Annotated in this window: 20 protein-coding genes and 1 pseudogene; 16 read left to right on the top strand and 5 right to left on the bottom strand. The window is 35.1% G+C overall.

From position 1 onward, the window contains the following. Both GJV77_RS09435 and GJV77_RS09430 read left to right on the top strand, forming a co-directional pair. Positions 1-801: a hypothetical protein gene (locus GJV77_RS09435; RefSeq protein WP_155036117.1), complete on the top strand. Its 801-nt coding sequence runs from the start codon at positions 1-3 to the stop codon at positions 799-801. Beyond that, positions 801-1,415: a deoxynucleoside kinase gene (locus GJV77_RS09430; protein WP_155036116.1), complete on the top strand. Its 615-nt coding sequence runs from the start codon at positions 801-803 to the stop codon at positions 1,413-1,415. Before GJV77_RS09435 ends, GJV77_RS09430 begins: the two co-directional genes overlap by 1 nt. A gap of 66 nt (positions 1,416-1,481) precedes the next feature. Here the strand turns inward: GJV77_RS09430 and GJV77_RS09425 are convergent, their stop codons facing one another. After that, positions 1,482-1,943 (bottom strand): Lrp/AsnC family transcriptional regulator, encoded by a 462-nt coding sequence (locus GJV77_RS09425; protein ID WP_155036115.1) that lies wholly within the window; start codon positions 1,941-1,943, stop codon positions 1,482-1,484. A gap of 410 nt (positions 1,944-2,353) precedes the next feature. On the opposite strand from GJV77_RS09425, the gene GJV77_RS14920 reads away from it, so the two are divergent. The 3 genes and pseudogenes from GJV77_RS14920 (at position 2,354) to GJV77_RS09415 (ending at position 6,874) form a co-directional block, all read left to right on the top strand. After that, entirely contained in the window at positions 2,354-3,331 is a 978-nt protein-coding gene (locus GJV77_RS14920; protein WP_240142849.1) for a TonB-dependent receptor plug domain-containing protein, read from the top strand. Positions 3,332-3,394: 63 nt separating this feature from the next. After that, positions 3,395-5,470: pseudogene (locus GJV77_RS09420) on the top strand (SusC/RagA family TonB-linked outer membrane protein); the annotation flags it as partial. Positions 5,471-5,482: 12 nt separating this feature from the next. After that, positions 5,483-6,874, top strand: a complete 1,392-nt coding sequence (locus tag GJV77_RS09415; protein WP_162521601.1) for a RagB/SusD family nutrient uptake outer membrane protein — start codon at positions 5,483-5,485, stop codon at positions 6,872-6,874. Positions 6,875-6,965: 91 nt separating this feature from the next. Here the strand turns inward: GJV77_RS09415 and gldA are convergent, their stop codons facing one another. The 3 genes from gldA to GJV77_RS09400 are packed head-to-tail and all read right to left on the bottom strand — an operon-like array spanning position 6,966 to position 9,141. Then, positions 6,966-7,865 (bottom strand): gliding motility-associated ABC transporter ATP-binding subunit GldA, encoded by a 900-nt coding sequence (gene gldA, locus GJV77_RS09410; RefSeq protein ID WP_155036114.1) that lies wholly within the window; start codon positions 7,863-7,865, stop codon positions 6,966-6,968. Positions 7,866-7,904: 39 nt separating this feature from the next. Then, a complete protein-coding gene (locus tag GJV77_RS09405; RefSeq protein ID WP_155036113.1) occupies positions 7,905-8,288 on the bottom strand; it encodes a DUF1634 domain-containing protein in 384 nt (127 codons plus the stop codon). 10 nt (positions 8,289-8,298) lie between these two features. Next, on the bottom strand, positions 8,299-9,141 hold the full coding sequence (locus GJV77_RS09400) for a sulfite exporter TauE/SafE family protein (RefSeq protein ID WP_155036112.1): 843 nt from the start codon (positions 9,139-9,141) through the stop codon (positions 8,299-8,301). Between the two features lie 170 nt (positions 9,142-9,311). Here GJV77_RS09400 and GJV77_RS09395 point away from each other — a divergent pair, with 170 nt between their 5' ends. The 11 genes from GJV77_RS09395 (at position 9,312) to GJV77_RS09345 (ending at position 21,694) form a co-directional block, all read left to right on the top strand. Then, positions 9,312-10,391, top strand: coding sequence for a chorismate mutase (locus GJV77_RS09395; protein WP_155036111.1), 1,080 nt, complete (start codon positions 9,312-9,314; stop codon positions 10,389-10,391). A 24-nt stretch (positions 10,392-10,415) separates the two neighbouring features. Then, entirely contained in the window at positions 10,416-11,381 is a 966-nt protein-coding gene (gene rsgA / locus GJV77_RS09390; RefSeq protein WP_155036110.1) for a ribosome small subunit-dependent GTPase A, read from the top strand. A gap of 856 nt (positions 11,382-12,237) precedes the next feature. Continuing rightward, the gene (locus tag GJV77_RS09385; RefSeq protein WP_155036109.1) at positions 12,238-14,208 is read left to right on the top strand and encodes a hypothetical protein; all 1,971 of its coding nucleotides are present in this window, start codon (positions 12,238-12,240) and stop codon (positions 14,206-14,208) included. A gap of 109 nt (positions 14,209-14,317) precedes the next feature. Then, positions 14,318-14,770, top strand: coding sequence for a D-aminoacyl-tRNA deacylase (gene dtd, locus GJV77_RS09380; RefSeq protein WP_155036108.1), 453 nt, complete (start codon positions 14,318-14,320; stop codon positions 14,768-14,770). Then, on the top strand, positions 14,770-14,967 hold the full coding sequence (locus tag GJV77_RS09375) for a hypothetical protein (RefSeq protein ID WP_155036107.1): 198 nt from the start codon (positions 14,770-14,772) through the stop codon (positions 14,965-14,967). The genes dtd and GJV77_RS09375 overlap by 1 nt, the downstream gene beginning before the upstream one ends. A 4-nt stretch (positions 14,968-14,971) precedes the next feature. Next, entirely contained in the window at positions 14,972-15,298 is a 327-nt protein-coding gene (locus GJV77_RS09370; protein ID WP_155036106.1) for a nucleotide pyrophosphohydrolase, read from the top strand. Positions 15,299-15,316: 18 nt separating this feature from the next. Then, on the top strand, positions 15,317-16,543 hold the full coding sequence (locus GJV77_RS09365) for a 3-phosphoshikimate 1-carboxyvinyltransferase (RefSeq protein WP_162521600.1): 1,227 nt from the start codon (positions 15,317-15,319) through the stop codon (positions 16,541-16,543). Between the two features lie 118 nt (positions 16,544-16,661). After that, positions 16,662-17,711 carry a tRNA preQ1(34) S-adenosylmethionine ribosyltransferase-isomerase QueA gene (gene queA, locus GJV77_RS09360; RefSeq protein ID WP_155036105.1) on the top strand — a complete coding sequence of 350 codons (1,050 nt, stop codon included), beginning with the start codon at positions 16,662-16,664 and terminating at the stop codon, positions 17,709-17,711. Positions 17,712-17,841: 130 nt separating this feature from the next. Then, on the top strand, positions 17,842-19,119 hold the full coding sequence (kynU, locus tag GJV77_RS09355; protein WP_155036104.1) for a kynureninase: 1,278 nt from the start codon (positions 17,842-17,844) through the stop codon (positions 19,117-19,119). A gap of 64 nt (positions 19,120-19,183) precedes the next feature. Continuing rightward, positions 19,184-20,269: an agmatinase family protein gene (locus tag GJV77_RS09350; protein ID WP_155036103.1), complete on the top strand. Its 1,086-nt coding sequence runs from the start codon at positions 19,184-19,186 to the stop codon at positions 20,267-20,269. Between the two features lie 90 nt (positions 20,270-20,359). Further along, positions 20,360-21,694 (top strand): FAD-dependent oxidoreductase, encoded by a 1,335-nt coding sequence (locus GJV77_RS09345; RefSeq protein WP_155036102.1) that lies wholly within the window; start codon positions 20,360-20,362, stop codon positions 21,692-21,694. 44 nt (positions 21,695-21,738) lie between these two features. On the opposite strand, the gene GJV77_RS09340 is transcribed toward GJV77_RS09345, so the two are convergent. After that, positions 21,739-23,256 carry a helicase HerA-like domain-containing protein gene (locus GJV77_RS09340; RefSeq protein WP_155036101.1) on the bottom strand — a complete coding sequence of 506 codons (1,518 nt, stop codon included), beginning with the start codon at positions 23,254-23,256 and terminating at the stop codon, positions 21,739-21,741. Between the last annotated feature and the right edge of the window lie 108 nt (positions 23,257-23,364).

Below are 23,364 nucleotides of genomic sequence, written 5' to 3'. Positions count from 1 at the left end.
ATGCGTTTTATTCTAGGTTTTCTTACTGTACTTTGTTTTGGATTAAACACTGTATACAGTCAAGATACTTTGAGATTAAAATTGGTATCCTCTGTAGATGTAGTAAAAGGTTCAACGTATTTGTCTAGTGATTTTTATGGATTTCATTATACTTTGTTGGACAATACTTTATATAAAATTAATAAGTATAAATCGAGTCATTTTACAAATTCAAAATTAGGTGTTATTACCAGTGTGGATTTGACTGTATCTTCATCTCCTATTGTCTTTTATAAAGAAAGTCAACGTGTAGCAGTATTGAACTTATTGTTCGCTCAAACAGGTATAATTGATTTTAATGTAAAGTTCCCCAATATGGATATAGCATATATCGGTATGGCAGGTGGTAGAAGAATGTGGATGGTAGATAATACTGGGGGACATGTGCGACTATACAATATGAGCTCTTATGAGCGTTATACTATCTATACTTTTGATGATATGGCGCATAGAGGGTATGTTTCGACTTTGACTGCGTTGTATTGGTTAACAAACGATAATGTAATCAAAGGAATTGACTTAGCTGGGAATGAGATAGTCAACTATTCGATTGGCGAAGACATAAGGCATTGGCAGGTTTTAGAAGGTCATAAACTTCTTTATTTGAGTTGTAATCAACTTTATTATGTCGATTTATTAAGTAAAGAAATGTATATCTTACAGTTAAGTGAAAAAAGCCCTATAAGCTTCTTTTATGACACTCAAAAAATAAGTATTTTTACAGGCGAAAAATTAAATAACTATTATATAAAATTACCGTGATGCACATAGCTATTGCAGGAAATATCGGAGCGGGTAAAACAACATTGACAGACTTATTGGCTAAGCATTATGGATGGGAGCCACATTATGAAGACGTTGTTGATAACCCTTATTTAGATGATTTTTATCATCAGATGGATCGTTGGTCATTTAATTTACAAGTCTATTTCTTGAATAGTCGATTCCGTCAAGTATTACAGATCAGACAGAGTGGTAAAGCCATTATTCAAGATCGAACTATATATGAAGACGCTTATATTTTTGCTCCAAATTTGCATGCGATGGGATTAATGTCTAATCGTGACTTTAGTAATTATTCTTCGTTATTTGATTTGATGCAGGAATTAGTCGCAGCTCCTGATTTATTAATTTATTTGAGAAGTTCAGTTCCAAATTTAGTAGACCAAATACATAAACGCGGTAGAGATTATGAGAACTCTATTTCTATTGAATACTTGAATAAGTTAAATGACCGCTATGAGGGTTGGATAAAAGGATATGACAAAGGTAAGCTTTTGATTATAGATGTTGATAAGTTAGATTTTGTTGATAATCCTGAGGATTTAGGAGATATCATTAATAAGATTGATGCTGAGATAAACGGATTATTCTAAGATAAGCCAATTGACAATAAAAAAGTCCTATTAGGTAGTATACAATATCTAATAGGACTTTTTCTATTACAGAGGGATACTATTGGTCTTTTTAATAGTTTGAATGACGAAAGAACTTTTGATGTTAGAGATAATTTCCAATTTTGATATTTTGTGAACGACAAATTGTTGGTAATCCTGTACGTCATTAACTAATAGCTTTAATAAGAAATCAAAATCACCCGCAATGTATGAGGCTTCTAATACTTCATCGAGCTCTTGAACATATTTTTCAAATTCTTCGAATAAACTTTCTTGATGCCTAATCAAGATTACCTGACAATATACAATCAATTTTTTTCCTAATAAATCAGGGTTTACTTGTGCAGAGTAACCCTGTATAAGACCTGTAGATTCTAGCTTTTTTATTCTTTCATGTACAGGTGTCAAGGATAGATTGACTTTCTCAGCTAGCTGTTTTGTTGATTGTTTTCCATCTAATTGTAGTTCTATTAGTAGTCGTCTGTCGATTTCGTCTATTGTATGCATAGTTATTTTTTCTATTTAGAGATATTTATAATAATCAAAACTACGTGTTTTTTCTTTTGTGTTGCTAAATTATAGAAAAAAAACCTTTAATTTAAAGGGTGGTATAGAAAAATAGATTATGTGTATATCTTTGCTAAGTCAAATCAAGTAAGAAAAGTGAAATGAGATTAACACAAACAACAACAATGTTTAAAGATATATGGGAGACTATAATGGCAGTTTTAGTCTTTAATTGCTCTATGTATATGGAGTATTCGATATTTAAATAAAAGCTTTGTCAGTTTTTGTGTTTTTTACAAAACAGAAAAGGAGGCTTTGGTAGAGCCTCCTTTTTTTCTATCGTTTTTCTTAGCAGCAAAAAACGATAGGCTAGTATCTGCTGCTAAAAATAATAAAATTTTTAGTATAAAATGAAAAGTATTAATCTAGGGCTACTACTAGGTAGCTTCTTTTTGTTGTCCAATGTTGTATTGGCTCAACAAGTAAAAATAACTGGTACGGTTAGTGGAGCGGATGGTTTTACTTTACCTGGTGTATCAGTTATTGTTCAAAATTCATCTAATGGTGTACAAACAGATTTAGAGGGAAAGTATACAATTGACTTGAAAGAAGGTGATCTATTAAATTTCGAATATATTGGTTATCAATCTCAGCAAATTGCTGTAAGTAAGCAGAAAGTTATTGATGTAGTTTTAACTGAAGATATAGTTAGTCTTGAAGATATCGTAATTGTAGCCTATGGAGCACAAAAGCAAAAGGCAGTAGTAGGTGCTATTAGTCAGGTAAAAGCAGATGTTTTGGAAAAACAGGTATCTACTTCTGTAGTCTCTGCTTTACAAGGTACAGTATCAGGGGTAAATATTATTAATGCCAGTTCACAACCTGGTGACAGTCCTACAATTCGTATTCGAGGTATAGGTTCTGTTAATGCTTCTGCGGATCCGCTTATTATTTTAGATGGAGCACCATATTCGGGACATATTGGTTCGATTAGTGCTGATCAAATTGAGAGTATGAGTGTCCTTAAAGACGCCTCTTCTACTGCATTATATGGAAGTAGAGGTGCTAATGGGGTAATCTTGATTAAAACAAAAATGGGGAAGAAGGACTCAGCACCTGATGTAAATATTAAATTAACTTCTGGAGTGGCATTTGATGCCGTTGATACTCACAAAGTTTTAGATGCTAAAGGATATACTCAATATTTGTGGGAGGGAAGAAAGAACAATTATCAGTATATAATTGGTCAAGATGAGGTAACCGCAAGAAAGAATGCCTCTGATGGATTAGTTAGTCACTTAGGATATAATCCTTATGGAACGAATTTACCAGTGGATTATGAGGGTAAATGGACAGTATCTGACCCTTTATTATGGGAAACTGATTGAAAAAAAGAGCTACAGCGCAATCAAGCGTTTAGAAATGAGTATAATTTTAATGTTGGTGGGGGAAGTAAGCGTACGACTTATTTGTTGGCAGCAAATTACCTGAATCAGGATGGTATGATTAAGACTTCAAATTTTGAGCGTACAAGTGTTCGTTTGAATTTAGCCAGTCAATTGACTGATTGGTTAGAAGTAGGTGCGAATACTGCTTATGCAAGTTCTAATCAAAACTATCCTACACAGAGTGGTACAGACTTGTATAGTCCTATGAATTGGGTGTACGCGATGCCTAATGTATTTCCTGTGTATAAGAGAGGTGCACATGGACAAATTGTTTATGACAATCAAGGTGGAGCTATATTTGATTATGGAAATGCTTCAAGTAAGGATATTAATAGTGTGCGTCCAATTATGAGTGGGGAGAATGCTGCAGGGATTTTGTATAATAATAGAACCTTGAATAAGCGTAGTAGCACGACTTGGAATGGTTTTGCAAAACTAGATTTAGCTGAAGGATTATATTTTAAAACGAATTTGTCATATGAAAAATATGAATTTGATGCTAAGGCATATAACAATTCGCAGTACGGGCAGGCTTCTAGTGTGAAGGGACGTGTTAGTCGAACAAAAGATACTTCGGAAACATTAAACTTAATCAATGCATTGCATTATGATACTACTTTTGGAAATCACCATATTGCTGCAGATGCCATTTTTGAGGCTTATAAGTTCAAGAAAGATTTTTTCAGTGCTTCAACGACAGGTTTTTTACCTGGTAATGGAGAAATAGGTAGTGGTACTTCTTTAGAAAGAATTAATGGATATGATGTAGAAGATCGTTTAACTAGTTATTTAGGGAGATTGAGTTATGACTATGCTAACAAGTATTTTATTGAAGGGTCATTTAGACGTGATGCAAGTACGCGTTTTGATAAATCTGTACGCAATGGAAACTTTTATTCAGTTGGCGGTTCTTGGATCGTTTCTTCTGAGGACTTCTTAATCAATAGTACACTTGTCAATCTTTTAAAGCTTCGTGCTTCTTATGGAGAATTAGGGAATAATAATCTTCCAAATAATTATTTTCCATATTTGCGTTTGTTTGAAACAGGATATAATCAGTTAGACAACCCAGGTGTAATCTTAGGGAATCTTACAGATCCTTTATTGACGTGGGAGAAGACAGCTTCATTCAATGTTGGTCTTGACTTTAGTTTATTTAATAATAGAATTGAAGGTTCTGTGGATTATTATAAGAAACGTTCAATTGATTTGTTATTTGCTATTCCACAAGCTCCTTCAACTGGTAATCTAGAAATCTTGTCTAATGCTGGTACGATTGAGAATTACGGGGTAGAAGTAAACTTGACTTCATATAATGTACGTACGGAAGATTGGACATGGAATACATCTTTAAACTTCTCTATTGATAAAAATAAGATTACTTCATTGACTCAGGATAGCTTTATTTCAGGATTAAATAGATGGGAAGAAGGACGTTCATTATATGATTTTTATCTGAGAGAGTGGGCAGGTGTAGATTCTCAAGATGGTTATGGTATGTGGTATAAAGATATTCTAGATGCTCAAGGGCAAGTAATCGGAAGAGAGACCACAAAGGATTATGATGAAGCGACTAGATATTATAATCAATCATCGTTGCCAAAGGTTGTAGGTGGTTTTAATACTACATTGGCATATAAGAATTTTGACTTTAGTGCTTTCTTAAATTTTAGTTTAGGTGGATATGTTTACGATAGTGATTACGCGAGTTTGATCGGTGGTATTTCTAAAGGATACCAAAGTTCTCCAGATCTAGAAAATCGCTGGCAAAAACCTGGTGATGTCACTGACATACCTATTATTTTAAATTCGAGTAACAACTTCTCATCACCGTCTTCTAGATTCTTGTATAAGAATGACTACTTGAGGTTAAAGGCTGTTACTTTAGGGTACACGCTACCAGTAGATAACCTTGGCAAGTTGAAGTTAAAGCAAGCTAGAGTATATATACAAGGAGAAAACTTATTGACTTTCCAGTCGCATAAAGGTATAGATCCAGAACAAGCGATTAACGGGGTGACGAATTACAGAGTACCTGTATCTGCTACTATATCAGTCGGTCTAAATATTAATTTTTAAAAAAGTAAACAAGTGATAAAATATATTATAAAAGGAATTGCAGTTGCACTATTAGTAGGAACTACAGTAAGTTGCTCGTCTGACTTTTTAGACGACCCAAAACCGAAAGACAGTATTTCACCTGATGTCGTTTTCGGAAGCAAAGAAGGTGCAAATGCTTTTCTTTCTGGAATTTTAAGACTTCAACGTATTTCGTTGATTAACGATGAAGCATCAGGTCTTCACAGTATATTATTTGCTAGAAGTGTGAAAGGTGCTGATTTGATACAAAAGCAGATCTGGTTTAGCAATGATTACGATTATCAAGTAAATATTAGTACTCAAACTCGTGCCAAATTTTCGTGGAGGTTGCCGTATAAGATTATTGATCAGGTAAATAATTTTATAGTAGGTGTAGAGTCTAGTACTAGTTTTAGTGCAGAGGATAAAGATGAGTTGATTGGACAAGCATTAGCTTTGAGAGGGTATTACTATTTTCAGTTAGCCATTGAGTTCGGAGAGGCTTACCTTTCTTCTCAATCGTCAGCTTACCCACCTATTTATACTAGTCCTTCAACTACACCTAACCCATTTTCGACAAAAGAAGAGTTCTTTGATCGAATTGTAACGGATTTAGAAGAAGCAAATACACGCTTAGGTAGTAATAGAATTAATAAATCTTATATTAATAAGTCTGTAGCGCAAGCTTTTTTAGCACAAGTATATCAATATATGGGGAAATGGAAATTAGCTCAAGAAAATGCTTTAGCTGCTTATGGAGGAAATATTGGTAAGGTACTAAATGCTGAGGAGTATACTAATGGGTTTGATTCAATGAATGCGACAGAGTGGCTTTGGGCTCTACCTCAGACTCCTGATCAGACAGTGTATTATCGTTCACACCCCCATGCCATGATGGATCACGTTGCTATTGCGTATCACGGTACTTTTATCAATGACAATTTTGTTAAGCTATTTAGCGCTACTGATGTGCGTAATCTTTTTAGTAATTTTTATGAAAAGCCTGAAGGTGATTGGCAAGCTTATGTGACTTCTAAGTTTAAATTTACTTTTGAAGCGGATTTACCTGTAATTCGCTATCCTGAGCTTATTCTTATTGAAGCTGAAGCAGCTTATCACTTAGGGGATGAGAAGAGAGCAATAGAACTATTAGATTATCTTCGACAAAATAGAGATATAGCTGCTAAAGTTACCACAACTAGTGGAGAGTCTTTGTTGGAGGCTATATTATTAGAGAGGAGAAAAGAGTTATATGGAGAGTGTGGAGTAGAATGGTTTGATGCCAAACGATTGTTGAGAGGCATTACTCGAACAGGAAATCACCGTACCTTAATATCTCTTCCTGCAGAAGATAAGCGCTTTCAATTGCCTATTCCACAGGAAGAATTAGATGCGAGAAATTAGAAGAGAATCTTATTTTACAGATTTTTCATTTATTTGTGTTTTGTTTACAAAAAGAGGCTATCTGGAATAGATAGCCTCTTTTTTAGATATTTTATTGTTGAGTAATCTCTCTGAACAAACCTTCTAAGTTCTTATTTTTTACTTGCATAGATAAGGTTTTTAATCCGTTATCTGAAGCGAAGTCATAGACCGTTGTACGATAGTCTTTTCCAACAGGGAAGACAAGTTCCCATTGGGTATCGTGTATGTGATTTGCTTGGATTAAATCTGGAATTCGATTAATGAATTGTATTTCTATTTTAAAGTCAAATTCTACAGCGATGACTTGTTCATTTTGCTGTTCTAATAGGGAAGTGAGTATTTGATCTGCGACAATTTTACCTTTGTTGATTATGATTACGCGTTCACAGATTGCCTCTACTTCTTGCATAATATGTGTAGATAAAAAAACAGTTTTATTCTTGCCGATTGATTTGATCAGTTCGCGAATCTCTACTAATTGATTAGGGTCTAATCCTGTTGTTGGCTCATCTAAGATCAGTACTTCAGGATCGTGTAGTAGTGCTGTAGCTAAGCCAACACGCTGTCTATATCCTTTAGATAGTTGTCCTATTTTTTTATGAGCTTCGGGTGTTAGTCCTGTCAGTTCAATGACTTCTTCTATGCGTTCTTTTTTTACCTTGTAGATATCAGCATTAAACTTTAAGTATTCACGGATGTACATGTCTAAGTATAGAGGGTTGTGCTCTGGTAGATAACCAATAGACTTCTGTACATTTCTCGCTTGTGTTTCAACATCAAAATCATTGACTAGGGCTTGTCCACTATCACTGTGGACATAAGTCGTTAGAATTTTCATCAGTGTTGATTTACCAGCACCATTGGGGCCAAGGAAACCAACAATTTGTCCATTGGGAATCGAGAAGCTAATATTGTCTAATGCTTTTTGATCGCCATATTGTTTTGTTATATTCTTGACTTGTAGAGACATTTTGTACTATTGTTTTTTAGGTGTAACAAAATTAAATATTTAATGTGAAAATCCGAGAGAAACGCTAAGGGTAATAATACCGATGACGATCAAGGAAATAATGACATACATCCAATCTTTTTCTAAGATGAAAGCTACTAGTGAAAGAACTAATCGCAAGGCAGGTGTCAAAAATAACAAGAGAATACCTAAAAAGATAATTGCTTCTCCATTTCCTTTTGAGACGTTCATAAGTACATTTTCAATGACTTGAAATAGATTGTGATCCTGTTCAATAAACGAGGAAAAGTCCACTGTATTATTGGATTGCGTAAATAAAACTAGTACACCTCCTAATAATGCTACAGATAAAGCTGTCCATACCCCATATCTTAAGACATTGCCCAAGATAGTTTGAAGATCTATATCGTTGATTTTTTTCATTTGAATTGCTTTAGAGGTTACCCATTATTCCATTGTACATCATATTAATTGCTAAAGCTAGAATAAGGAAAGCGAAGAAGGTCTTTAGTTTTTTAGGATTGGCTTTCATCAGTACTTTTGCTCCTGCCATTGCACCTAGTAGAACACCGATGATGACAGGCATACAAATGCTTGGTTTGATATATCCTTTTTGTAAGTAGATGACTGAGCTTGCTATAGCGGTTACTCCCATCATGAAGTTGCTTGTCGTTGTCGATACTTTAAAAGGAACTTTCATTATAGTATCCATGGCAATAACCTTAAAGGCTCCTGACCCTATTCCCAAAAGTCCTGACATCATACCTGCTAGTCCCATCATGCTAAATCCACCGAGAATATTTTTCATACCATAGTGAACTTTCTCTCCAGTAGGCGTAGGGTAGTTACTGTTTAATTTTAGTTGAGTAGCTAATTTAGAAGATTCGTTTGGTAAAACTAAGTGATCTTCTTTTTTGCGAAGGGAGTTAATGGCTGAAAAAGTTAGTGTGATACCAAAGATTACTGCGAGAATTGAGGTCGGTGCATTCGTTGAAATAATGGCTCCTGCTACGGCTCCTGCTGTGGTTGCCATTTCTAGAAACATTCCAAGACGCATATTGGTAATCCCTTCTTTGACGTAAGCAGATGCTGAACCCGATGAGGTGGCAATCACGGCTACTAAGGCTGTTCCTATTGCATAGTGCATATCTACGCCTAAAAAGACAGATAGTAGAGGAATGATAATAATCCCTCCTCCTAAACCAGACAACGATCCTATAAACCCTGCAGCAAATGCACCTAAGAACATGATTAGGGTAAAGGTTAATAAAGTCATTTGTTTCGTTTTATTGATTTATGGGTTAAAAGTACTTATTTATAAATAATAAATGATTTTAAAACACAATTATCTAATTCTTTAGTGTAAATTGTAATCCTTTTTTGAGTATTATATTGTAATTTACACTCAATTAAAATCGTTAGTAATGTAATTAAAAATTTAAACCAATGGAAAAACTAGATGTAAACAAGGATTGGTTGTCTTTATTTCAGGGACAAAACCCAGCTATAATAGCGGGACCTTGTAGTGCAGAAACACCAGAACAAGTTATGAGAATTGCGAAATCTTTACCCAAAGAGGTAAAAGTCTATCGCGCCGGAATATGGAAGCCTCGTACTCGTCCAGGTGGATTTGAAGGTGTTGGAGCCATTGGATTAAAATGGTTGCAACAGGTAAAAGCCGAAACTGGTATGCTATTAGCAACTGAAGTTGCTACAGCAGAACATGTACAGTTGTGTTTAGAGCACGATATCGACATTTTGTGGATCGGTGCGCGTACTGCTGTAAATCCTTTCGCTGTTCAGGAATTAGCAGATGCTTTGCAAGGGACAGATAAAATTGTCTTAATTAAAAACCCTGTTAATCCAGATTTAGCGTTATGGATGGGAGGCGTTGAACGCCTTGCTAAAGCTGGAATTAAAAAATTAGGTGTAATCCACAGAGGATTTAGTACTTATGAAAAAACTAAGTATAGAAATAATCCAGAATGGCAAATACCATTAGATTTAAAGTTACATTTGCCAAATATTCCAATTTTCTGTGATCCATCGCATATTACAGGGAATAGAAATAAGATTCTAGGAGTATCTCAACAGGCACTTGATTTGAACTTTGAGGGATTAATGATTGAAACACATTGTGATCCTGAAAATGCTTGGAGTGATGCCGCTCAACAAGTAACGCCTGAACAACTATCTGATATCATCGCTAGTTTAAAGGTTAGAAATGTGACTGATGATACAGAAGATTTCTTACAGCGTATTCAAGGCTTGCGTATTCAGATTAACGATATGGATAGTAAGTTATTGGACTTGTTAAGAAAACGTATGGCAATTTCGGATGCAATTGGTATGTTAAAGAAAGAAAAGAACGTAGCTGTATTCCAACAAGATAGATGGACTAAAATTTTGGATAAGATGCAGGAAGAAGGTAAACATATTGGATTTACAGAAGAGTTTATTACCAATATTTATACGGCTATTCACCAGGAATCTATCCATAGACAAGATAAGATTATTAATAAATAAGAATAAGTAAGCTAAAAGTTAAGTATGAAGGGAATCGTTTACAAATCAACAGGTAGTTGGTATTCGGTTAAAAGTGAAGAAGGTGAGTTTTATGACTGCCGTATTAAAGGGAAGTTCCGTATCAAAGGAATTAAGAGTACAAATCCTTTAGCAGTTGGCGACCATGTGCAGTTCGAGTTAGAGACGAATAACGATGTAACTACTGGGGTGATTAATGTGATCGAGCCTCGAAAAAATTACATTGTCCGTAAATCGGTAAACTTATCAAAACAAGTACACATTATTGCTTCTAATATTGATATTTTGTTTTTGATTGTTACTATTGACAATCCCGTGACGACCACTAGTTTTATCGATCGCTTCTTAGTGACTGCAGAAGCCTATGGCATCAAGACAATTTTGGTGTTTAATAAAGTTGATACTTTTTCTGAAGAAGCTTTAGATGAGCAGCTTTATTTACAGTATCTATATAGCCAGATTGGTTATGAGTGTTTACGTGTGTCTGCTTTGACAGGTAAGGGGATTGATGAAATAAAAGAGCGTATGAAGGGGAATGTCTCAATGTTTTCTGGACATTCTGGAGTAGGAAAGTCTACGTTGATTAATGCCATTGAACCTGGACTTAATTTAAAGACAGCTAAGATCTCTGAGCAACACCAACAAGGGCAACATACAACTACTTTTGCTGAAATGTTTGAATTATCATTTGACGCACAGATTATTGATACACCTGGTATTAGAGGTTTCGGAATTGTAGATATGGAACCTCAAGAAGTGGGAGATTATTTTCCTGAATTCTTTGCTTTAAAAGATCAGTGTAAGTTTAATAATTGTTTGCATAGAGAAGAACCTTATTGTGCCGTTAAGGAAGCTTTAGACGATGATTTATTGTCTTGGTCGAGGTACAAGAGTTATATTCAAATCCTTGATGGAGAAGAAGAGAACTATCGAACAGATGTTTATAAAGATGGAAAAAACCAAGACGAATAGTCTTGGTTTTTTTGTTTAAAGATGTTTTTTCTTATTTCAGACGTTGCCTTTTACGTACAAGACCAGATCAAAACTCAGCAGACAGTTTTTATAATGTAAATACCTTCATAGATATTCTCCAAGAGCTTATTGTTTTTTAATTTCTCACAAGAGATTTTTTACTTTATAATTATGTTAATTATTCGCTGTTCTGCTTTTATTTTGTACTGGTAAAGTATGGCGTTTACGAAGCTAAAATAAGTAACATATTAGAAGATCTGTGTCTATTAATGAGGTTGTTGTGAAAAATATAATTTCAATTTAAAGGGTAAATTATCTTGAAAAAAGTTCTTTTCTTAACGTGAAGTTGTAGTTAAGATTAGTTTGAAAATAGCTGTGCGTTAATCGTAAGATAGTTAAAAATGACTTTTAATTTTGCTATATTTAATTTATATAGAGTTAGTTATGTTTTAGTTAAGGCAATTTTTTTTGATTTGTTCGAACCAAATTCCTAAGAGGTGTTTTACGGAGTTACATCTAGTGATTTATGAAAATTAGATTTATTGTCCGTGTATGTGGAGAGATTCGAGCAGAATGAGTGCAGTATGCTTGACCTTTTCTTGCCAAGGAAGTCCTTTTTGGGGCTATAGTGCAGGTATACTGCAAGAATACCTCAATCTTGGCAACAAATAAGGATATTAAGAAGACAAAAAGAGCTCAATTGAAAAGGTTATGGCTAATACCGGGAATATTTGTTAGATTACATATTTTTTGTTGACATCAAGTAAGATAAAAGCACAAGATAACTCAAGTCTTGTACTTTGTTTTTAGTATAGAATGACGTACTTTTCTACTTTCATTGAAAAGGATCGTTTATATGAAGTATATTGTAATGATTAGCTTGTTTTTGCTTAGCACTTTTAGTGTTCAAGGACAAGAAAATACAGATGAGGTAACTAAGCAAGAATTACTAGAGACAAAGAATGTACTCTTTCCAGAAGCAGAGGCTGTAGTTCTTGATGAGCAAATAAATGTGCTATTTGATATTAATAATTACGATGGTAATTATGTTGTTGGTCACGAGGTCAAGAGAAAAGTAAAAGTATATAACTCTACAAGCTTAGATAAGGTAGCTTTTCGCGTCTCTTATTTTGTTAAGGGTGTGTATAAAGAAGATGCAGTTATTGAAGAGGTGTTGATTTACAGTTTACAAGGTAATGAAATAGTGAAACGCAAGCTGACCAATAAAGATTATACACTGAATAAGGAGGCAGATGACTTTCGCGAATGGACAGTGACGTTTAAAGATATTAAAGCGGGTAGCATTATTGTCTATCGCTACACCAAAGTAAGTGAGAATCTAGATGTATTACCTCAATGGGAAATCCAAGGAGAATTGCCTAAAATAGTATCTACATATTCACTGCGTGTGCCCGAATATTTTACCTATCAGATGTATCAATATGGTCAAAATAAGATACAGAGTACTGAGAAGGAAGAAGACGTGAGATATGGAGGTAGTCTGCTAGGAGGAAGTAAGGTCAAATCTCTAGTGAAGGTTATGCAAGTGAAAGAGGTGGCTGCATTTGAAGAGGAGGCGTATATGGATAATGTCTTGAATTATAAAGATCAGGTTCGTTTTGATTTGAAGACGGTGAAGTTTCCAGGGATGAAGGAGCAAGAGGTTTTAGTGAACCAAAAGAGCTTTATAGAGGCGTTTCAGAAAGATAAGCGTTTTTGGAAGAATATAGAAGAAGATAAGTATTACCGAAAACTATTAAATGTAGAAGAGTTACAATTAAAAAATGAGCTGGACAGAAGTGCAGAGTTATTAGCCTTTGTTCAAGACAAAGTAACTTGGAACGGTATGTATAGTATCTATCCACAAGAGAGGGTAAAAACTGCCTTCTACAAAGGAACAGGAAACTCGGCAGATATTAATATGATTCTGGTTTCGATGTTGAGGTATACAGGTATAGAGGCAAATCCATTATTGGTTCGTACGCGAAGTGCAGGTAAGCAACGCGATTGGCAATCAGTCTACTTCAATACCTTGCTTGCTTTGATTAAAGTAGAGGGACAATATTATACATTAGATGCATCGAGTAAGCAGTCGTCTCTAGGGATTATTCCTATTGACAATCTAAATGACGAAGCTGTTATGATTAAAGAGAACGGAGTTAATGTAAGTTTACGTCTTACGCCTACGATTTTATCTAATCGACAAGAGCTTTACCAGTTATCTTTGAGTGCAGCGGGTATAATTAGTGGAGGTGGAGTTTATACTTATGATAATTATGAGTCTATATTCATTAGAGAGCGCATGAATCAAGCAGGTGAATTCTTTTTCAAAAGAGGTTTAGAATACACTTTAGGAGGCGCACGAATTTCTGCTTTAGACTTTAAAAAGCAGACTACTGCTTCGGTAAATAAAACACGTATTGCTTTTGAGCTGTCTAAGGCTAATGCAACATTTAATTTTGGGAATAAACAGTTTATAAATTTGTTTCAGTTTTATGATGTGAAGGTAAATCCATTTGAATCTTTAGAAAGGAAATTTCCTGTTAATTTTGCTTATCCTAATACATATACTTACAGTGTCCAATTAAAATTACCGGAAGGATACAGAGTAGTAGAGCTTCCTTCTGATAAAGAATGGAAAAATCAGGAAAATGGATTGTCATTCAAATTAAAATACACGGATAAAAAAGAGACAGTGGAAGCTGTGTTGTTAGTTGGAAAAAAAACTGTTGAAATAGCTGCCTCTCAATATTCGAAAGTTAGAGAGATGTATCAGTTATTGTTTGAGAAACTACAGGAGCAAGTGGTCATTGAACGCATAGATTAGTTGTTGTAAAAGGAATAAATGGTTTCTAAACTTCTTTTTAAATAAAATTTAAAAGGGAGCAAATAATGAAAATAGTAAGTTTGTATAGATACAAAAAAAGTAAAATAGATTGAGAACAGTAATACAACGTGTGCAGGAAGCATCAGTTACCGTTGACGGAAACGTTATCGGTCAGATTAGTCAGGGGCTATTAGTATTGGTGGGTATTGAAGAAATCGATACACAACAAGATATTGATTGGTTGTCCGGAAAGATAGTTAATTTACGCATTTTTGAAGATGAAGAAGGAGTAATGAATAAGTCAGTGAAAGATATCGGAGGAGAGATACTCGTGGTTAGTCAGTTTACTTTGCACGCTTCGACAAAAAAAGGAAATAGGCCTTCGTATATTCGGGCAGCAAAGCCAGACTTTGCTATTCCGATGTATGAGCAATTCGTCAAAAAAGTTGAAGAGGATCTAGGAAAGCAAGTACAGACAGGAATGTTTGGTGCAGATATGAAAGTGCGATTGCTGAATGATGGACCAGTTACTATTAGTATAGATACACAAAATAAAGAATAATGAATACATTAGTGAAATATAGTTTTTTTACCATAATCTATGTGGTATTAACGTGGTTTATTTCAGATGAAGTGAGTTGTGCTTTTTCTGGAGATGAGATTTGTTTAATGAATTTCGTTGTAAAGTATGTCATCTTTATGGCATTAATGATCATTTACGATAAGTGGATAAAGAAACTAATATTTAAAAAAAAGTAAAGAAATGAATATACAAGACGCACAGCAAGCAGTAGATAACTGGATTAAAGAACATGGAGTTCGTTATTTTAATGAATTGACGAATATGGCTCAACTGACAGAGGAAGTAGGAGAGGTTGCTCGTATTATCGCTAGACGCTATGGAGAGCAGTCCGAAAAAGAGAGCGATAAAAATAAAGATTTAGGAGAGGAGTTGGCAGATGTAGTATTTGTCGTGATGTGTTTAGCTAATCAGACAGGAGTGAATTTACAAGAAGCTTTTGATAAAAAGATGGACTTGAAAACCAAACGTGATCACGATCGTCATCACAATAATGAAAAATTAAAATAAACAAAATACTAGATTATAGTGAAAGTATTACTTCCTCACATTCGATTGACTTCGGATCAACAAGTTGTTATATCAGGTAGTAAATCTGAGAGTAATCGATTGTTGATTCTACAAGAGCTTTTTGATGATTTAATCATTGATAATATTTCTGACGCAGATGATGTTCAGGCGATGCAGCGTGCATTAGCCTCTACGGGTGATGTGATAGATGTGCATCATGCAGGAACTACGATGCGTTTTTTGACGGCCTATTACGCTTTGTGTACAGAACGTCACTTGACACTTACGGGTAGTAACCGCATGCAGGAAAGACCGATAGGAGTATTAGTAGATGCATTAAAGCAATTGGGAGCAGACATTACTTACGAAAAAAAAGAAGGGTATCCACCTCTTCGTATAAAAGGTCATGTCTCCAGAGGAGGAAATATTACACTACCCGCAAATATAAGTAGCCAATACATCACTGCACTGATGTTGATAGGAGCGAAACTTTCTGAGGGAGTAACACTAGATTTAATAGGTGATATTACCTCTAGGCCTTATATAGAGATGACATTGCAGTTGTTAGACCAATTGGGAGCGCAGACACACTTTGAAGAGAATAGTATTGTTGTAAAACCAATTCAGCAGGTAGCATCTACTCATTTTACTGTAGAGTCAGACTGGTCATCAGCTTCTTATTTTTATTCTATGATAGCTTTATCGCCAGTTGGAACGACTATTCGACTAAAGAGTTATAAGAAAAATAGTTTACAAGGAGATAGTAAGGTTGCTTTCTTATATGAGCAACTGGGTGTTGATACGCAGTATACAGTAGATGATATTGTACAATTGACAAAAGTAGCAGAAGCAAAGTCAGATTTTCAGGCGGACTTAATTGAAACCCCCGATTTAGCACAGACGATTGCAGTAAGTTGTTTTGGATTAGGGGTATCTTGTACATTGACAGGGTTACATACTTTAAAGATAAAAGAGACAGACCGCTTGTTAGCATTGCAAAACGAATTAACGAAGTTGGGTGCAGAGGTGACGATAAATGAGGCTAGTTTGCAGATTGAAAAGGCTGATTGTCTTCAAGCGATGGTAACAATCGATACCTATCAAGATCATCGTATGGCTTTAGCTTTTGCACCTCTGGCATTAAAAGTGCCAATAGTGATAAATGAGGCAGAAGTAGTTACGAAATCCTATATAAAATATTGGCAAGACCTCCAAAAGATAGGTTTCCAAGTAGAAGAACAATAAGGGAAAAAGAAAAAAGTGATCAAATACTTGACAACCCCTATATTGAGATTGTATATTTGCAGACTATTTTTGCAATTGCAAAAGTCTTTGTGTAATTAAAATATTAAAAGCGTATTCGATGAAGTTATCAAACTTTAATTTTGATTTGCCAGCTGAGTTATTAGCAGAGTTCCCATCTGAGAATAGAGATGAGGCACGTTTAATGGTAGTAGACCGTAAAACTGGAAACATAGAACATAAATTATTTAAAGACTTAATCGACTATTTTGACGAAGGAGATGTAATGGTGTTAAACAACACGAAAGTATTTCCTGCACGTCTTTACGGAAACAAAGAAAAGACTGGGGCTAGAATTGAGGTATTCTTATTAAGAGAGCTTAATGCAGAGCAACGTCTATGGGATGTTTTAGTTGATCCAGCTCGTAAAATACGTATTGGAAATAAATTGTATTTTGGTGATGATGATTCACTAGTGGCAGAGGTGATTGACAACACGACGTCAAGAGGTAGAACATTACGCTTTTTATACGATGGATCTTATGAAGATTTCAGATTCAAATTACAAGAATTAGGAGAAACACCAATTCCTAAATATATCAATAGAGAAGTAGTACCAGAAGATGCAGATAGATATCAAACAATCTATGCAACAGAAGAAGGTGCAGTAGCAGCTCCAACAGCAGGGCTACACTTCTCAAAGCATTTAATGAAGCGTTTAGAGATTAAGGGAGTAAAATTTGCTGAGGTGACTTTACACATTGGATTAGGAACATTTAATCCAGTAGAGGTAGAGGATTTATCAAAACATAAAATGGATTCGGAAGAAATGTTTGTAAACCAAGAATGTTGTGATACTGTGAATGAAGCGAAGTTAAATAAGAAACGTGTTTGTGCTATTGGTACGACATGTATGCGCGCTTTAGAAAGTTCAGTTTCTTCAAACCAAACATTGAACCCATTCGTAGGTTGGACAAATAAGTTTATCTTCCCTCCTTATGATTTCAGTATTGCAAATTGTATGGTAACTAATTTCCATATGCCTAAGTCAACACTGTTGATGATGATTTCTGCTTTTTGTGGACATGATTTAATGATGAAAGCTTACGATTTAGCAGTTAAAGAGAATTATAAATTCTATTCTTACGGAGATGCAATGCTAATCCTATAGTAAGCAATAGTTTTCTTACAAATAGAAAAACCAGTTTAATCAGTTGATTAAGCTGGTTTTTTCGTTTGTAGTGAATATGATAGGATTAAGCGAAAAATAGTATATTTATAAAAACTAAAAAAGACCAATTATGACATTTGAAAATACTTTGCACTTTGCAAAACAACTCGATTTACAAGATCCATTAGCTAATTATAAAGAGGTGTTTAATTTTCCGAAGGTTAATGGGAAGTCTGTAATCTATTTTACAGGAAATTCATTAGGACTACAACCAAAGATAGCTGTTGATTATGTAAATGAGGTGATGAAAGATTGGGCTGAATTGGCTGTAGAAGGACACTTTTATGCACATAAGCCGTGGTGGGATTACCACGAGCGCTTGTGTACTCCTCTGGCAAAAGTAGTGGGAGCACTGCCTTCAGAAATTACTGTAATGAATACATTGACGGTCAATTTACATTTGCTTTTAGTTTCATTTTACAAACCAACGACAACTCGATATAAAGTTATCTGTGAAGAAAAAGCTTTTCCAAGTGATCAATATTTACTGCAAACACATTTAGCCTCTGTAGGGATTAATCCATCAAAAGCCATCGTAGAGGTTAAGCGCAGACCAGGAGAACACAATTTGCGATTGGAAGATGTGTTGGCTACAATAGATGAGGTAGGCGATGAATTGGCATTGGTTTTTATGGGGGGAATAAACTATTATACAGGGCAAGTGTTGCCTATGAAGGAAATAACGGCTTATGCACAGGCTAAAGGAGCAATAGTAGGCTGGGATTTAGCCCATGCGGCCGGAAATATAGCGCTGGATCTACACGAGTGGAATGTTGATTTTGCTGCTTGGTGCAGTTATAAATATATGAATGCGGGGCCTGGTAATGCTTCAGGGTGTTTTATACATGAACGCTATCACAGTGATACCTCTTTGAATCGCATAGGTGGTTGGTGGGGACACAACAAGGAAAGGCGTTTTTTGATGGAGCAAACTTTTGATCCGATAACCAATGCTAATGGTTGGCAAATAAGCAATCCTCCTATTTTAAGTTTGGCTCCTTATCTAGCGTCTTTACAGCTCTTTGAAGAGGTAGGAATGGAGGCGCTTATCGCTAAAAGAGATAGAATAACAGCGTATTTAGCTTTTGTGTTAGCAGATATTGCAAAGCAAGAAAATACGACGTATGAGATCATAACACCAGAACAACCAGAGGAAAGAGGGAGTCAGTTGTCTGTATTTTTACATGGAAAAGGGAAAAATTTGTTTAATTATTTAATGAAGAATGGGGTTATTGTAGATTGGCGTGAACCTAATGTTGTTCGCCTCGCTCCAGTTCCGTTTTACACCTCATATGAGGATATTTACAACTTTGGACAAATCTTGATCCAATCAAGCAAAGAAATATAGCTTGATCGGCTATAGGGAGATAAAATTATAGTTATAAATTTGCAGAAATAAATTAGTAAACGCAATGTCAACGAAACAGCAAAAGATAGACAGCTTTGATCCTTCACAACCAGGATTAGCAGACGCGACAATATATGGTCTTCCATTCACATCGGAAGAAAGTGAAATAGTAGTAGTACCTGTGCCTTGGGAGGTAACAGTGAGTTATGGAGCAGGAGCATCTGAAGGACCAGAGGCAATTTTGGAAGCATCTTATCAAGTGGATTTACTTCATCAGCAATACCCTGATTTATGGAAATTAGGAATTTATTTTGACGAGGCTCCAGCACATTGGTTGAATAATAGTGAAGAATTTAAAGCATTAGCACAGCCTATCATTGAAGCTTTAGAGAATGGTGTAGATATTCGTCAAGAAGAAGAGCTCCAACAAGATTTGAACACCATTAATAAAGCTTGTGATCAGTTGCATAAAGAAGTAGAGGAGCGAGTGGATTACTGGATGAAGCAAGGAAAAAAGGTAGTCCTATTAGGAGGAGATCACAGTACTCCTTTAGGGTATTATCGTTCACTAGCTAAGGTACATGATTCATTTGGTATCTTACACTTTGATGCACATATGGATTTGCGCGATGCTTATGAAGGATTTACCTATTCGCATGCATCAATTATGTTTAATACCTTGAAGATTGAAGCAGTGAAAAAGATTGTTCAAGTTGGAATTCGCGATTTTTGTGAGCAAGAAGTAGCAGTGGTACAAGCGTCAAATGGACGTGTGTTAGTACATACTGATGCTGATCTGAAGAAAGATGAATTTGAAGGAATGTCATGGAAACAAAAATGCGATCAGATAATCGAATCACTACCTGCGAAAGTAGCCGTTAGTTTTGATATTGATGCGTTGCTAGCTTGGTATTGTCCAAATACAGGAACTCCAGTGGCAGGAGGTTTAACTTATGAACAAGCAACTTATATGTTGACTCGTCTATCCTTATCAGGCAAGGAAATTATAGGAATGGACTTAGTAGAAGTAGCACCAGGAGAAGATGATTGGGATGGAAATGTGGGTGCTAGATTATTGTTCCACATGTGTGGAGCTTTTGCTAAATCACAAGGTTTAGCTGTAGGGAATGAAATTGTATTTCAAAAGTAAAATATAGCATCTTTTAAAGATAAGAGTCCTTTATGGGCTCTTATTTTTTTATTAGGTAGATAGTAAAACGCTGACATAAATAGTAAGTAGATGAAAAGTATAGCAGTAGTGGGGAGTGGCCTGGTAGGAATAGTATTAGCAATTAGTTTAAAGAAAAAGGGCTTTGATGTAGAAGTTTATGACCGTAGTCCTGATATTCGAAATATTGATTTTAAAGGAAGATCGATTAACCTAGCTATGTCAACACGTGGTTGGAAGATATTGAAAGAGATAGGAATTGAAAAAGAAGTTAAGGCATTGGGAATACCAATGTATCAACGTGCTATACATACAGAAAACGGAGAAATCGTTAAACAACCTTATAGTGTTGATGGTGAGTCTGCAATATGGGCTATTTCGAGAGGAAAACTAAATAAGGAACTGATAGCGATAGCAGAGCGATATGGAGTTGTTTTTCACTTTAATACACCTGTGTGGGATGTTGATTTAGACAAGGGATACTTGTATACAGCAGCTACTGAGAAAGATGAATGGAAAGGCATAGCTCACGATGTTATTTTTGGAGCAGATGGAGCGTATTCTCGTGTTAGAGGTAGAATGCAAAGACAGAGCCGATTTGAATACCAACAATCCTATTTACATTTGGGGTATAAAGAATTTATTATAGAAGCAGATGATCTCGGTAAATATAAATTACTTCCGAATTATTTTCATATTTGGCCAAGAAAGGACTTTATGTTTATTGCTTTAGCAAATACAGATGGCTCATTTACTTGTACGTTATTTATGCCTTATGAGGGAGAGGTGTCGTTTAGTGCTATTCAGACAGCGGAACAGGTAGACGTTTTTTTTGAGCGCTATTTTCAGGAGATAAAGGAATTGATACCCTGTTTTGTAAAAACATATCAAGAAAATCCAGTAAATTCATTAGTAACAATGAAATGTTTTCCTTGGGTGTATGAAGGAAAAGTGGCATTGATTGGCGATGCAGCTCATGCGGTAGTTCCTTTTTATGGACAAGGATTAAACGCAGGTTTAGAAGATGTCTATGTATTGAATAAGATTATTGAAGAGCAAAAAGAAATCAATTGGGATACTATATTTGAAATTTACCAAACAGAAAGGAAGCCTAATGGAGATGCTATAGCAGAGTTATCTTATCGAAATTTTAAAGAAATGAGTGAATCAACAGCAGATGCTATGTTTATACTGCGAAAGCAGATTGAAGTATGGTTTGCACAAAAGCACCCAAACTCATGGTTGCCTTTGTATGACCGAGTAACATTTAGCTCTGATAGCTATGTACAAGCATTAGAGTTGGGGGATAGACAACGCAAAATTATGGATGAGATTATGGCAACTGAAAATATAGAGTCTTTGTGGGATTCAAGTTTTATAGAGCAAGAAATATTGAAAAGATTGTAATAAAAAAGAGAAGCAACGGCTTCTCTTTTTTATTGATTAAAGGACTATTTACGTCCTTTACTGTTTAGTATTTTACTTAGGATACCAAAAGCACCACGGATAAATGTAGCACTTGTAACAACTTTTAAAATCCCTTTGGTCAATTCACTGCTTTCTGATTTTTCAATGGTTTTGTTTGTGGGTTTCTTAGTTTGCGTTTTTTCGTTTTCTAACTGATTTAATTTTGCAGTTAGAATTTCATAAGCACTTTCTCTGTCAAAATATTCATTATACTTTTTAGTAAGTTTAGAGTGACTGATAATAGTGTTGATTTCAGCAGGGGATAAAATATCCATTCTACTCATAGGAGCTCTCAAAGCACACACGGCAAGAGGAGTAGGGATTCCTTTCTCATTTAATGCGGTAACTAAAGCATCACCAGTACCTAATTGAGTAATAATTTCATTAGTAGTATAAAATTCGGTTGAAGGGAAGTTCTCAGAAGCCGTTTTTATTGCTTTTCTGTCTTTTTCAGTAAAAGCGCGTAAAGCATGTTGTATTTTCAAACCTAATTGCGAAAGTACACCACTAGGAATATCCGTAGGTGTCTGAGTAATGAAATAGATACCAATACCTTTTGATCGAATTAGTTTGATAATTGTTTCGATTTGATTTAGCAACGTTTTGCTAGCTTCATTAAAGATTAAATGAGCTTCATCAATAAAAATAACTAATTCAGGTTGACCGCTGTCTCCTTGTTCTGGCATTTGCGAATAAACTTGAGCTAGTAAGTTAAGCATAAAGGTAGAAAACAGTTTAGGCTTGTCTTGAATATCTGTAAGGCGAAGAATATTTATATAACCTTGTCCTTGGTCGTTTACACGCATTAAGTCAGCAATATCAAAAGCAGGTTCCCCAAAGAATAGATCAGCTCCTTGTTGTTCAAGTTCAATTAATCTTCGAATAATAGCTCCAGTGGAAGCAGCAGATATCCTTCCGTAATCAGCTTCAATTTCTTGTTTACCTTCATTAGTAAGATACTGTAGAGTCTTTTTAAAATCTTTAAGATCTAGTAGAGGTAGCTGGTTGTCATCACAGTATTTAAAAATCAGAGAAACAATACCACTTTGTGTGTCGTTTAACTCTAGAATTCTACTGAATAGGATAGGGCCAAACTCAGTAAGGGTGGCTCTTAGTCGAACACCGTTTTGTTCAGAGATAGACATTAGCTCAACAGGGAAAGCCTGAGGAACAAAAGGCAAGTTCATTTGTGCATGTCTATTTTTTATGAAGTCATTTTCAGTACCAGCTTGCGCAATACCACTAAAATCCCCTTTTATATCCATCATTAAGACCGGAATACCTTTGGCAGATAGTTGTTCGGATAAAACTTGTATGGTCTTTGTTTTACCAGTACCAGTAGCACCTGCTATAAGTCCATGTCTATTGATGGTCTTTAAAGGGATATTAATAAAGTGATCAGCTTGAATTGTATTGTCTAATTTAGCAGTACCAATGGTGATAAAGTCACCTTTACAAGAGTAGCCATTAAGGATAGTTTCAGAAAAGTTCGCTGTTTTCATAGTCAATTTAGGAATGTGAAATTTTTCATACCTTAGTCCAAAGATAAAGTGGAGTAAAATTACAAAATCTTTAATTTAGAAATGTTAAAGTTGCAGGTTGTGTAAATT

It is taken from the genome of Myroides pelagicus, assembly GCF_009711055.1.
GTDB classification, from domain to species: Bacteria; Bacteroidota; Bacteroidia; order Flavobacteriales; family Flavobacteriaceae; genus Flavobacterium; species Flavobacterium pelagicum.
Note: the sequence above shows the minus strand (reverse complement) of the source record. Positions and strands in the feature narration are given on the sequence as shown.